This window comes from Microcoleus sp. AR_TQ3_B6 (genome assembly GCF_036702785.1).
In the GTDB taxonomy this organism is placed as follows: domain Bacteria; phylum Cyanobacteriota; class Cyanobacteriia; order Cyanobacteriales; family Microcoleaceae; genus Microcoleus.
In genome coordinates this window covers 133,889-147,516 of record NZ_JAUBVJ010000002.1, presented here as the reverse complement: position 1 = coordinate 147,516, position 13,628 = coordinate 133,889, and the positions used below count along the sequence as shown (strand labels likewise).

Here is a 13,628-nt window from a genome sequence, read left to right as displayed (position 1 = left end):
AGCAGAGGTTTTAACCCCCGACGGACTTTTGCTATTAAGCAGAGGTTTTAACCCCCGACGGACTTTTGCTATTAAGCAGAGGTTTTAACCCCCGACGGACTTTTGCTATTAAGCGGAGGTTTTAACCCGCGACGGACTTAATGCGGAGTCGCTACAATTGTCATCGTCATTTGTGTTTATTAGACATCTCCAGAAAAGCCAGTCTTGAACTGGCAAGATGCCTGTTCCACAATAATTATTGGAGAGGTATATTGATTAGGTCCGATCGCACACAACCTCAAAAACACCCCCCGGAATAAACCGACACAAAGCCCTCCGCCGATCGTCCGCATCTTGGCGGTTGACAAAACGCGCAATTGTATAATGCTGAGCATTCGGTAAAATTCGGACGATCGCCCAAGAATTGCGATCGCCCTGCATTGACTTTTCAGGTGTTTTCGAGATCGAATTTGAGTTGAGTTCGATCGCGGGGCGATCGGCGATCGTCGGAGAATTGGCTTTTCTCAGAGAGTTGAGGTAGCGGGCGATCGTACTACCTTTGAGATTCGCCCCCACGCGCAGAATCAGAAACACCGCAAAGCTTTCGAGCTCTGGCCCAGTCATGCGCGCGCGATCGGCCTCAAAATCCTCATCAGAGTAGCTGCGGATACCCGACAGCAGTTGCGTGATGCCAAAGTCATCTAAAGCTTGTTGATAGCCGCGAGTATATTCGCTGCCGTCGCTTCCAGGCTTTACCATAGAAATTGTCTCCTTTTATTTGGATTGTCTCCTTGTATGTGGGGGGCCATCAGCCAGCGAAGAACTTTCCTAGGGATCGCGCTGGCTTTTGACTTGTTCAGATTATAGCATGAATATAGTATACATATATGCTTGAAATGAGCTAAACTCGACAGCATGGTCTAGATACAGCACAGTCACCAACCCCAGCCTAAAGGCATGGGGCAAAGAAGAGAAAGGCTCACCACCTTTTAAATCTGAGACTAAAACAGTGTCTAGCTTGCGGGTCAAGAACCCAAACTGAACTATCTGGTGGTGGTACACCGAACGACGTTACTGGATGCTTCCCTAGTCTGTAACAAGAACGAATAGTCAGTAGCGAAGGGATATACACACACGGGCTTACCGCCACTTGCTATGCGTACAGGACAAACAGTGTCAGCCGGCAATTGTCCCGACGAAAGTACAGCACAAAAGTACACGGCATTTAGTAGTTCCAAGGCGGTAGCAAGCTTAACGGGGGACTAATCCTCCCCCCCCATTCAATTGTAAAGCCGTCCTAAAAGGACGGGGTTTCAAACCCATATTTCTGATGACCAAACGCTTAGCGACCTATTTAGCCGATGGAATCTATGACATCCTGGAAGAGTGGGCAAATCAGGAACGCCGTTCAATCAGCAGCTTGGCAGCATTCGTTTTGGAGCAAGCTGCCAGAGAACATCAAAAGGAAATGCAAAAACAGCCCCCGCCATCGGATGAAAAGCAGGAGAAGAGTTGAGTGCAGTTGGGGCGTGACCTCACTCAAACAAACTGAGGACTGAAGTTTTTTGATTGCTGATTCAGGCGCGCGCGATCGGGCGCATAGTGCTGCACAATAGCAGCATTATGCTGCACCTTCGCCAAAATTGTCTAAAATACTCGACAATGACGATCGGCTTAAATAAGAAACAATTAACCTCTAATGTCTAAACGCATATCAACCTCCATCGGAGAAGGAATCTATGACCTACTTCAAGAGTGGGCAAATGAGGAACGCCGTTCAATCAGCGGCTTGTCAGCATTCATTTTGGAACAAGCGGTGAGAGAACGCCAAAAACAAATGCAAAAACAGTCCCCACCATCCGATGAGAAACAAGATAAAAGTTGAGAGCAGTTTGTGCGATCGATCTTTTACTTTCTTCCCCCTAAAAGATATCTACTTGTTGCTTCTTCTTCATAATTCTTCCTTCGTGTTCTTCGCGTCTTCGCGGTTCAATAATACTAAATGAAATTTATCGGCATAGACTTAGGTTGGAACTCAGGAGCAAGCGGCTTGTGCTGTTTGAATTGGCAAAATAACCAACTAGAATTAATAGAGTGCGATCGCCAACAATCCCTTAACGACATTCTCACCTGGCTCGATACCCAAGTCTCCCCAACCGAACCAGCCATCATCGCCGTAGACGCCCCCACAATCATCGCCAATCCAACTGGAATGCGCGAAGCAGACAAACTCACCCACAAACACTTCGGGCGCTACCACGCCGGCTGCTATCCCGCCAACCTTTCGCGCCCCTTCGCCCAAAAAACAGTCGAATTCGGCCTTTGTTTAGAAGCCCGAGGATTTGTCCACGCACCGATAATGGAAGCTCAAAAATTAGGCAGATATCAAATAGAAGTCTATCCCCATCCAGCCACAATAAACTTATTTAAATTAGACAAAATCATCAAATACAAAAAAGGAAAACTGGCAGAACGTCAACTAGAATTGATGAAACTCTGCCAGTATATTGTAGATATTTTACCGAGCCTCGAACCCTCTCTAAATCTGTATTTTGGGACAGGCATCTTGCCTGTGAGCTGTGGGACAGGCATCTTGCCTGTGAGCGGTTCAAACCTCCCCGAAATCCCCACCAGCATCGCCACCCTCAAAGCCTTAGAAGACCAGCTAGATGCCTTGCTGTGCGCTTATATCGGCGCGCACTGGTGGTACTGGGGAATCGAGCGGAATTTGGTATTGGGCGATCGCACAACCGGCTACATAGTCATTCCCCAAGCAAGATAAGGAGACAGGAAGAATGGCAGAATCGGGCATTGAGCATTGGGCTTGACAACAAACAGTCAACAGTCAACAGTCAACAGTCAACTGCCAACTGCCAACTGACTAATGTGCCCAGAGAATCACGCCAGCTTCATAAGGACTGCTGAGATTATCGTGCTTCGGCAAAACCCGCAACGACAAACCTTGCAAACCGCTAGAAGTATAAGTAATGTCAGCCGTATAAAGGCTAGCATTGTGAGAATCTTCTCCCAAATACTCCATCACCACGGGCACACCGCCGACAATATTTCCGTTAGCATCAACCGAACCTTGATAAAGTTCGACTTGCACGTCCGCAGGCGTCAATCCCATCAGATTAATCCGAGATTTAACACCGATCGACTCATTGACCTTAACTTCCTTATCCTGGGAAATATCAACAGCCTCAATCTTAATATCGTGCCACTTCGCGAGAACGTGCTTCTTCCAGTGAGACAACTCCTTCGCCGGAGCGCAATTATCCGAAGTCATGGTGTGGAAGCGATCGCTCACCGGGAAATAAGCCCGCCGCGCGTAATCCTTCACCATCCGAGCCGTATTGAAGAAAGGACAGTTCAAGCGAATAGAATCCTTCATTTTCGCCGTCCAACCGCGGGGAATGCCATCAGCATCCCGGTTGTAAAACAGCGGTACAACTTCCTTTTCCATCAAGTCGTACAAAGCATTCGCCTCGACATCATCCTGATACTTAGTATCTTCGTAAAACTCGCCATGTCCGATCGGCCAACCGGTGCGAACATAATCAGCCTCATCCCACCATCCGTCGAGGATGCTGAGATTGGGTAAACCATTCATAGAAGCTTTCATCCCCGAAGTCCCGGAAGCTTCCCGGGGGCGGCGCGGCGTATTCAGCCACACATCGCAGCCCGACACCATCATCCGAGCGACGTTAATGTCGTAGTTCGGCAAAAAGACCATCGAGCTCATCGTGTCGTGCTCGCGGATGAAGTGAACGATATCCCGAATCAATTCCTTACCCGGAATATCCATCGGGTGAGCCTTCCCAGCAATCACAAACTGTACCGGACGGTTGCTGTCCCGCATGATCCGCATAATTCGCTCGACATCGCGCAAAAACAGTGTAGCCCGCTTGTAAGTAGCAAAGCGGCGGGCAAACCCGATCGTCAGCACCTTGGGATTAAGAGCCTCCCGCGCCCGATCGATTTCCGTTTGGGCCGCACCGCGCTCGCGCAAAGTCTTTTCCAGCCACTCCCGCGCGAACACCACCAACTCCGAGCGACAGCGTTCGTGATTCCGCCACAATTCCTCATCAGGAATCGTCGCCAGCCTGTCCCAGAGTCGATCGTCCTTGCGAGTCATTTCCCAATCCGGGCCGAGGTATCGATCGTATAACTCCTGAGTAGACTTCGCCACACAACTGCGAGCGTGCACCCCGTTTGTAATCGAAGTAATCGGCACCTCATCCACCGGCAAACCCGGCCAGAGTCCGCTAAACATCGGGCGCGACACCACACCGTGCAAAGCCGCCACCCCGTTGACAAAACTCGACATTTTAATTGCCAAAATTGCCATATTCAGAGGTGCGGACAAGTCGTTAGTATTCTCCCGGCCCAATCCCAAAAACTGATCTTGCGACAAGCCAAACATCTTGGGATACTGACCCAGATAGTGCATCACCATATCCGGCTCGAACAAGTCAAACCCAGCAGGCACCGGCGTGTGAGTCGTAAACATACTGCTCGAAACCACCACCTGTTCTGCTTCCACAAAACTCAGGTGATATTCCTCCATCAGCATCCGAATGCGTTCCAAAGCCATGAAAGCCGCGTGGCCTTCATTCATGTGATAAGCCGTAACTTTCAGCCCCAGGGCCTTGAGCATTTTTACGCCGCCGATGCCCAGCATGATTTCTTGGTGCATCCGCAGAGTTTTATCACCGCCGTACAGTTGGTCGGTAATATCTTGGTCGTAGGGGCTGTTAGGTGCAATATTTGTATCCATCAGGTACAGGGGTACCGTACCCACTTGTACCCGCCAAATCCGGGCGTAAACCTTGCGGCCGGGATAGTCTACCTCAATCCGCAATTCCGAACCGTCGGGATTGCGTTCTGGGTGCAGCGGCATATTGTAGAAATCGTTGAGCGGATAGCGTTCTTGCTGCCAGCCGTCGGCGTTGAGATACTGCGAAAAATAACCTTCTTGGTACAGCAGGCCGACACCGACTAAGGGCAAGCCCAAATCGCTAGCTGATTTGAGGTGGTCGCCTGCGAGCACGCCCAAACCGCCGGAATAGATGGGTAGGGCTTTAACTAAGCCGAATTCCATCGAAAAGTAAGCGTAGCATTCCTGCTGCTCGGTGCCGCGCTGTTTGCGGTACCAGGCGCGATTTTTGAGATAATCGTCTAACTGCTGGGCGGCTCGGTTCAGTTGGGCAATGAAGCCTTCGTCTTCTGCCATTTCTTGCAGTCGCTCTTGAGATATGGTTCCGAGCATCAGCACCGGGTTTTGGTTGCTGGAGTCCCACAGGTCTCGATCGAGGCGGCGGAAGAGGTCTTTGGTATCGACGTTCCAGTCCCAGTGCAAGTTGTAGGCCAGCTTGCGCAGGGGTTCGAGGATTGGGGGTAGGGACGGGGAGACGTTAAATGTGCGAATCGGCTGCATAGACAAAGGTTTTATGTTGGAGTAGCGATATTTTCCTCTGTCTTTAGCCGCAAGTCCGTTATTCTGCACACTATTTTAAGTTTTAATCAGCGGGGGCGATCGCGATCGACTGTATCGACCATCTGTATCGGAACGAAGCCGTGCCGTGTCCCTACCCCAGCTCAGCTTTTAACTGCCGTGGCCCGCTTGCCAATGCCGTGAAGCGGAGCTATCCCGTAGGGAATCGCCCCTAAAACGGATTTTCCCACGGAAAGTACGAGGATGCCATCGAGACGAAACGGAAGCGCAGGTTCTTCGATGTGAGCGAACTGGCCGAAAACGGCTGCGATAACTGTCGCAAGAAAGCCTCGCCACCAGACCATCACGACTCGACGGCGATCTGTCTTGAGTGCGGCAACGAGTTTTCCTATAGTGGCTCAAGAGTGCGACGGCTGCAGCAGCCGGATCTATGCGGGTTTCGGCGGTGGTCGCACGACTTTTTAGGTGTAATGTTCGCAGGACTTGCCCCGGGCCGTCGCCACCTCACGCAGTCGTAAGTCGCGACCCAATTAAGCAATTTTCACTTTCCTCAACTGAGAATTTACCAAAAGTTTGCTAGCATCGTCAGCCGAGAGGGCAGGGCTGAAATAGTGACCCTGAATTTCTCGATAGTGGAGCGATCGCAAACACTCCAACTGCTCTTTAGTTTCTATTCCTTCGGCTACAACACTAAAATTCAAATCTCGCCCCAGCGTCGCTACAGCATTGGCGATCGCCCGTTCGCACGGATCGGTCGTCAGTTGGCTAACCAACGACCTGTCTATTTTTAAGATATTCAAGGGCAACTTTTTGAGATTATTTAGAGAACAATAACCCGTGCCGAAATCCTCCAGCGCAATCTGCACTCCCATATTCTGCAAATCTTTCATAACTTTGGTGGTATAGTCCACATTTTGAATTGCTGTAGTCTCGGTAATTTCTAACTCTAAATACTTGGGTGCTAAACCAGTTTTTTCCAAGCAGTTCGCTACCATTTGTAATAAATTAAATTGCTGGAACTGCCGAGCCGAAATGTTGACTGCTACCCGCAAATCTGACTGCAAAGAATCCTGCCAAGCTTTATTTTGAGTGCAGGCAGTTTGCAGCACCCATTCCCCAATAGGTACAATGAGTCCGTTTTCTTCGGCGATCGACATAAATGTAGCGGGAGTAACTAAACCTAATTCAGGATGGTGCCAGCGCAGCAGGGCTTCCATACCCTGAATTTTCCAAGTATTGATGTTGACTTTTGGCTGGTAGAAAACCTCAAATTCTCCCTGTGCTAAAGCCTCGTGCAGCCTGCTTTCTATAGTTAGCAAGTGGCTGCCGTGGGGAGTAATTGTTGAAGTATATAACTGATAGTTATTTCTTCCCATTTCTTTAGCGCGGTACAAGGCGGCATCGGCATTTTTGACTAAAGTTTCGGCATCTTCACCGTCATCGGGATAAACGGCAATGCCGATGCTGCTGCTGATGTGAAACGCCTGTTCTTGTAGTTTAAATGCTGGCTTTAAATTGTTGAGTATTCTTTGAGCTGTTTTAACTGCATCTTCTATGCAACTGATGTCGGGAAGCAGTAGGGTAAATTCGTCGCCTCCCCAGCGGGCTACCGTATCAGTCGATCGCAAAGTCTCGCTGATGCGTCCGGCAAAACCTTCTAACAGGCGATCGCCCGCAGCGTGACCTAGTGTATCATTAATCTTTTTGAATTTGTCCAAGTCTAAAAACATCACAGCTAGCATTTTTTTGGTTTTTTTAGCTTTTTTTAATGACGCCAGCAGCCGCTCGTTAAAAAGTAGCCGGTTCGGTAAACCCGTGAGTTGGTCGTAAACAGCTTGATAGCGGAGAATTTCTTCAGCTTGCTTGCGCTGAGTGATGTCCATCATCGTGCCGATGGCCCTTACTGCTTTGCCACTTTCATTGCGGATGATGTACCCGCGATCGAGCACAAAAACATATCCCCCCTCTGCACGGCGAAAGCTGTATTCCTCCGACCAACTTTTAGCGTCTGAGTTCATTCTTTCCTTTAAGCTTAAAATCACTCTATCCCGTTCTTCGGGATGAATATTTTGCCACCATGCTTCTAAATCTACCGTCTGAGTTTCGTTGAGTTTATATCCCAATACTTTTTCAAATTCTTTACTCAACCAATACTCATTTTTTAACAAATCCAAATCCCATACTGCCTCATTTGTCGCCCGCGTCAGCAGGTGAAAGCGTTCTTCGCTTTTGCGGAGTTTTTCTTCTGATTGCACGCGTTCCGTTACATCCCGAAAGCTGAATACTCGACCAGTAATTCGGCCTTCTCTGCACTGCGGCAGCGAGTAGCGCTCCAACATTCTGCCATCTTTAAACTCGAGGATATCAAAACTTTCTGCTGCCGGGCGATCGGACAATTCTTTAGCGCGGTTGAGAAAGATTTCCGGGTGTTTTAACTGGTTGATTCCGAAACCCAAAATTTGGTTGTTATCTTTAAGATCGAGTAGGAAATCCGGCACCTGCCACATTTGGGCAAACTTACGGTTAAAGGTGACAATTTTTCCTTGGCCGTCAACCGCCAGAATGCCGTCCGCAGTAGATTCAATGGTTGCCTGAAGCAAGGAAAGAGATGTTTCTAGTTCTAGCTTTGCTAATTTGCGATCGCTGATGTCAAACGCTGTGATTAATATTGACGCTTTTCTCTCAAATTTGATAATATCTACAGTTGCTTCAATCCAGCGTGTTTCTCCGGTTTTCGTGATAATTCTTACTTCATGTTTTGAGCCGGCACTCGATCGCCGGTGGCTGGATTTACCCCAGCTTTTAACTATTTCTATAAAATCTCGATGAATTAAGTCGTATAAATCTAACGCTAGCAATTCTTCGCGAGTATATCCAGTCAGAGCTTCAGTCTGAGAATTGACATAGCGCAACTGTCTGCGGTGATAGATCAATGCAGCAGCATTAACAGTTTCTATCAGTTGCCGAAACTTTTTTTCACTGCGCCGCAAATCTCTTTCAGCCCGCTTGCTCTCGGTAATATCTTGTGCTATGTACAACTTGCCGCTGACCTCGCCTTTGCCGCCGCGAATAATTGAAATAGAAAGCAGTACAATTATTTTTTTGCCATGTTTAGAAACGTAGACTTTTTCGACGTTGCGGACAGGACCTCCTGCTGTTAAATTTGCTAATTCTAACTCGGGCGCAGGTGATTCAGTTTTCTTAAAAAGTCCGGCTATTGGTTTGCCTAACAACTCTTTTTTAGAGTATCCCAAAAGTTGACAGGTAGTTTGGTTTAAGGACAGGATATGACCGCCCGGGGTGACAGCAATTATCGAAACGTTCATTTCCTCGCAAATATCGAGGGCATATTCGGCAGTTTGCTGCAAATCTTGGGTCATTTTGGCAATAGTATCCCAGATATCCTGTTCTTTTTTTGGAGGCAACACTTTCTCTACTTCTGGTAACTTGTCCTTTCCTGTTTCAGACTTCGGTTTGATTAACCCGATCGCCTGGGATAAGATATTTACTGTATGCGTCCTGATTAATAAGGAGATTACTACAGAAATACAAGCCAGATAAGCACAGATTTTTATTAACCTCAAACTACGCTCTTTCCCAGTAATTTCCTGAGATTGGATAAAATTGTCGCTCGGTAAATTTACTGGTTCTATTTGTAATAATTTTTCCAAAAATAAGTCAGCGCTTGCAAAAGCAGAAGGGCGAGATGCCGATCGCAAATAGCTATGTTTCTCAGGCGCCCCCAAAATTGCTCCTAGAGCGCGATTGCCGTCTCCATCCCCTACGGCCACTAATATTTTTGCATTAATGCAACATCCCACACCAAAAATAGCAGTTAAAGATCCCAAAATTAATCGATGTGTAATTTTCATATGCTCCTGTTCCTAATTTTCAATAGATGCTTCTTTTTCGCTGTCAAAACCCTGAAAACATTTGAGCGGACGTAGAGGTAGGAAAGGCAAAGAGATCGAACCTGAATTTATGTGAATTTGGCAAGTGGGATTTTCAACACAAATAAATTAGGCTCGTAACTAATTATAATTTTAATCGGAATTTAAAATGTGTCATCAGCCATTGTGCCACCAATTATAAGCCATTATACCTAGACATCGGCCCCGATCGCGCTAAAATTAGATAATTCCTGGAAGAAGGCAGCCGGGATTGGTTATAAAAATAAACCATTAGCTTAAAATCGATGCAGAGCTCCACTAATTGAACCAGTCAACGACGCTGGTCTAAAGACACGCTTGGCTTTTGGCCTTTGACTTAAACCCAAGTTGACGAGATGCGTACCTGCGTACTACGTTAGCCGTAAGAGTTAAAGACCTACCAGGGAATGCTTCGCATAGTTCCTTGCCAAGAGAAATTTGGGATTAAACAGATTTATTGGGTGAAGTCAGTGTCCTAGATCGAGTACCGAGCGTAAACTTGGGTCCAAGCTAACATTATCCCTCTCACGGAGGCTCATAAAGGAGCGAACATTATGCGATCGCGAGTTGCGACCTTTGAGGTGGTAATTGTCCCACCGCTCGTACATTACATTCATTACACCTTTTCTAGCAATCCCCGTGTAATCGAAAGATTCCCTCGCTTATTGAAATCCCCGAGTTGTTTCCCGGGCGGGCCCAATGCAGGGACGCTCGTTTCCCACTTACCGAATTTTTTTATGAGTCAGACGATCCCCGAACTCCAAAAAGAAGTCCGCGCGCTAGAAGCAGAAGTTGCCGCCCTGCAACAGTCGCGGGAAAAACTTGGTGTACAGCGCTCAGAGTGCCGACTGGCAGTCAGTTTTCCCAAGGATAATACTCAACAAGCCATTGCCGAGTTCCATCAGCAAAATGCTGCTTTTGGGGAGCAGTGGTTGCAGCAAATCCAGGAGATTGACCGAGAGACTAAAATTACTGAAAAGCAACTAAAACAAAAACAGGCTTTACTGGTCTACAAACAAGCTGAAATAGATAAATTGGTTGCCGGACAGCACTGGCAAGAAGTAGAAAACCAAGTTCAAACCGGGGAAAAGCGCTTGCAAGCACAAGCTCGCAGAATCAATCAAGCATCAGCGCAGCTAGAGGCAGAAATCCAAGCTTTAAAAGCACTGTATGACCAACTCAATCCCAGTTATTCCGAGTGGTTTCAACAACCCACTCAAATAGTCAAATTTTCTGCAACAACTATTCCTTACGCTGTTCCCAGCAGCAGCGGGTTGATATTGGAAAATAAGGAGATTGAATGGGAAAAAAAGTAGTTTTGAATGGTGAAATTTGAACGCTGCATTAGTAGGGGTGAATGTCGCTGTTGAATGACCCAATAAGCAAGAGACATTCGACGGCGACATTTAAAGGTTTTTACCTGCTATATTAGGTAAATAAAAAATACAAAACTGGCTCGACCTCCGCTAATGTTAAGAGTTTTGAGTTTTATTTTTTGAAATAAGCTTATTTTTAACTAAGGTGTCCATGTAAAATCTAAACTCTAACTGTCCAGGACGCATCAACCGGGTTATACGAAAAGACTTCGTTGCAGCCCTCTCTCCCGCTAAAAAACCTGGTTTATGAGAGGGAGGAGTGCGTAAGCCCTGTCTAAAATCTCAAATAGACTTACTGATGAAACAATTGATTTGGATAGCGCTATTTATTCTGGTTGCGGTGACGGCTGCAGGTTGGGGTTCTCACTCGTGGCAGCGGTTGTCGGCTGTACCAGAAGTTTGGAGCGATCGCAATATCCACACTTCCCAAAACCCGTCTCCCTTACCGCTTCCTACTGAAAAAAAGGATTTTTATCAGCCCCAAATTGACCCGTCTCGGTTGTGGAAACACGTCGATACTTTAGCAGGAGAACGCGAGGGAGAACGCTCTCGCTCTGTTACTAGAGACTACATTTCCCAACAACTGCAAACATTAGGATTTTCCCCAGATTTGCAGCGGTTCGATCGAGGAATCAACGTCTTCGCTGAGAGAAAAGGTACTGACTCGAACGCAGGGGCAATTTTAGTCGCAGCACACTACGATACTGTACCCAACTCGCCGGGGGCGGACGACAATGCGACGGGAGTTGCTGTAGTTTTAGAAGTAGCAAGATTGCTCGGTTCTCGCCCCACGCCTCGGACATTGCAAATAGCTTTTTTCGATAGGGAAGAAATCGGACTTTTAGGCAGTTTAGCATTCACCGGTAGCGAGGCGCGGTTAAAAAATTTGCAGGGAGCGATCGTCCTGGATATGGTAGGTTATGCCTGCCGCACGCCCGGATGCCAGCAATATCCCGAAGGATTGACAGCGCAACCTTTTCTAGAAGCATCGGGGGTAAAATCTCCCGACAAAGGTGAGTTTATCGCTGTGATTGGGGATGCGGAACATCCGCTGCTATTGAAAAGTTTTGCGGAGTCTGGAAAAGCCGGTTTGCCTGCGGTGGTGGCGCTGCCGGTTCCCCTGAAAGGGTTGCTGACTCCCGATGTTTTGCGCAGCGACCACGCGCCTTTTTGGTATAAAGGAATTGGTGCTGTGTTGGTGACGGATACTGCAAATTTGCGATCGCCCCACTATCACCAATCCAGCGATACATTAGCAACTATCGATCGACCTTTTTTCGCCGGTTCTGCTCAAATTGTTGTTAATGCCGTGGCTAAATTATTGGAAATTCGGTAATTGGTAATCGCTAATCTACTCGTTACCAGGCTCTGCCTGGTAACACATATCCGGAGGCTCTGCCTCCAATTTTCCCACGCCAAGCAAGCGAGGCAGAGCCTCTGGACATCGGTTCCTAGGCTCAGCCTAGGAACCAGCTAAATTATTGGAAATTCGGTAATTGGTAATCGCTAATCTACTCGTTACCAGGCTCTGCCTGGTAACGCATATCCGGAGGCTCTGCCTCCAATTTTCCCACGCCAAGCAAGCGAGGCAGAGCCTCGGGACATCGGTTCCTAGGCTCAGCCTAGGAACCAGCTAAATTATTGGAAATTTGGTAATTGGTAATCGCTAATCTACTCGTTACCAGGCTCTGCCTGGTAACGCATATCTGGAGGCTCTGCCTCCAATTTTCCCACGCCAAGCAAGCGAGGCAGAGCCTCTGGACATCGGTTCCTAGGCTCAGCCTAGGAACCAGCTAAATAACAAATAACAAATAACAAATAACAAATGACTAACAAAGAAAGCCTGCAACGGCATTTACGGCAACTAGACAATCGAGGCTACAAAGCCTACAAAGACATTCAAGGTAACTACGACTTTTCTGAATTCACATTAATTATTGATTACGTGCAGGGAGATCCGTTTGCTTCTCCCAGTAAATTTAGAGTCAGAGTTCCGCCAAACATTGCTCAACTTCCCCGCGAACTTTTCAACTCTCGCAGTAGAGAAATAGCCTTGCGAGATTACCTAACTCGCCAGTTTGACCGAGCAGCACACAGCATCAGCAGCAAACGCGGCACCGGAAAAAGCGGTTTGATTGCAGTGACTCGCTTCGGACAAGAAGTTTTAGAGCGAACTTCCGCATTTATCATTTCCTCACATACATCCGATATTGAAGATTTAGGAGGAGTTGAACTGCGATTTGCCGTCGGACTTCCAGCGAGCGGACGCAGTATTTTAGGACGACAAGCTGCTGAAATGCTGTGCGAAGATATCCCGCAAATTGTCAGCAATTCTCTCAAATATTCTCACTTAAATTCTGGGGAATGTCGCCGTCACGTTGAAACAGTAGAAGATGCTGACTGGCTGCGGCAGCAGTTAGCTCAAAACGGATTAGTTGCGTTTGTTGCTGACGGTTCTATTTTACCCCGCCGCAGCGGTGTTGACAACCGTCCTTTGTTAAATAATGCTGTAGCTTTTCAGTCGCCGCCGTCGTTAAAAGTTGAGTTTAATTGTCCGAATCGCGGTTGGATTTCCGGTATGGGTATTCCGGCTGGCCTTACTTTGATTGTTGGGGGCGGCTATCACGGCAAATCAACTTTACTTAGGGCGATCGAGTTGGGAGTTTACAACCGAATTCCGGGAGATGGTCGGGAATTTGTGGTGACCGATCCGGCGGCGGTGAAAATTAGAGCGGAAGATGGGAGAAGTGTTGCGGGAGTTAATATTTCGCCTTTTATTAACCACTTGCCACAAGGTAGAGATACTGCACAATTTTATACTGAAAATGCGAGCGGTAGCACGTCGCAAGCTGCTAATATTATTGAGGCTTTGGAAGTGGGGAGAAG

The 13,628-nt window shown here is 47.5% G+C and carries 10 protein-coding genes; 6 read left to right on the top strand and 4 right to left on the bottom strand.

Features of this window, described 5'->3' with window-relative positions; translation table 11 throughout:
- Positions 1–255: 255 nt before the first annotated feature.
- On the bottom strand, positions 256–738 hold the full coding sequence (locus QUB56_RS01845; protein ID WP_332952643.1) for a hypothetical protein: 483 nt from the start codon (positions 736–738) through the stop codon (positions 256–258).
- Between the two features lie 571 nt (positions 739–1,309).
- Between QUB56_RS01845 and QUB56_RS01840 the strand changes: the two genes are divergently transcribed.
- The 3 genes from QUB56_RS01840 (at position 1,310) to QUB56_RS01830 (ending at position 2,761) form a co-directional block, all read left to right on the top strand.
- Positions 1,310–1,495, top strand: a complete 186-nt coding sequence (locus tag QUB56_RS01840) for a ribbon-helix-helix domain-containing protein (RefSeq protein ID WP_332952642.1) — start codon at positions 1,310–1,312, stop codon at positions 1,493–1,495.
- A 183-nt stretch (positions 1,496–1,678) separates the two neighbouring features.
- Positions 1,679–1,864 (top strand): ribbon-helix-helix domain-containing protein, encoded by a 186-nt coding sequence (locus QUB56_RS01835; RefSeq protein WP_332952640.1) that lies wholly within the window; start codon positions 1,679–1,681, stop codon positions 1,862–1,864.
- 117 nt (positions 1,865–1,981) lie between these two features.
- Positions 1,982–2,761 carry a DUF429 domain-containing protein gene (locus QUB56_RS01830; RefSeq protein ID WP_332952639.1) on the top strand — a complete coding sequence of 260 codons (780 nt, stop codon included), beginning with the start codon at positions 1,982–1,984 and terminating at the stop codon, positions 2,759–2,761.
- A 99-nt stretch (positions 2,762–2,860) separates the two neighbouring features.
- Here QUB56_RS01830 and glgP read toward each other — a convergent pair whose 3' ends face one another.
- The 3 genes from glgP to QUB56_RS01815 form a co-directional block, all read right to left on the bottom strand.
- On the bottom strand, positions 2,861–5,419 hold the full coding sequence (gene glgP, locus QUB56_RS01825; RefSeq protein ID WP_332952789.1) for an alpha-glucan family phosphorylase: 2,559 nt from the start codon (positions 5,417–5,419) through the stop codon (positions 2,861–2,863).
- Positions 5,420–5,580: 161 nt separating this feature from the next.
- Positions 5,581–5,781: a hypothetical protein gene (locus tag QUB56_RS01820; RefSeq protein ID WP_332952638.1), complete on the bottom strand. Its 201-nt coding sequence runs from the start codon at positions 5,779–5,781 to the stop codon at positions 5,581–5,583.
- A gap of 186 nt (positions 5,782–5,967) precedes the next feature.
- On the bottom strand, positions 5,968–9,309 hold the full coding sequence (locus tag QUB56_RS01815) for an EAL domain-containing protein (protein WP_332952637.1): 3,342 nt from the start codon (positions 9,307–9,309) through the stop codon (positions 5,968–5,970).
- 794 nt (positions 9,310–10,103) lie between these two features.
- On the opposite strand from QUB56_RS01815, the gene QUB56_RS01810 reads away from it, so the two are divergent.
- The 3 genes from QUB56_RS01810 to QUB56_RS01800 all read left to right on the top strand — a co-directional run.
- Positions 10,104–10,682: a hypothetical protein gene (locus QUB56_RS01810; RefSeq protein WP_332952635.1), complete on the top strand. Its 579-nt coding sequence runs from the start codon at positions 10,104–10,106 to the stop codon at positions 10,680–10,682.
- Positions 10,683–11,040: 358 nt separating this feature from the next.
- A complete protein-coding gene (locus tag QUB56_RS01805) occupies positions 11,041–12,078 on the top strand; it encodes a M20/M25/M40 family metallo-hydrolase (RefSeq protein WP_332952633.1) in 1,038 nt (345 codons plus the stop codon).
- A 489-nt stretch (positions 12,079–12,567) separates the two neighbouring features.
- A partial coding sequence (locus QUB56_RS01800) for an ABC-ATPase domain-containing protein (RefSeq protein ID WP_332952631.1) occupies positions 12,568–13,628 on the top strand: 1,061 nt, incomplete at its 3' end.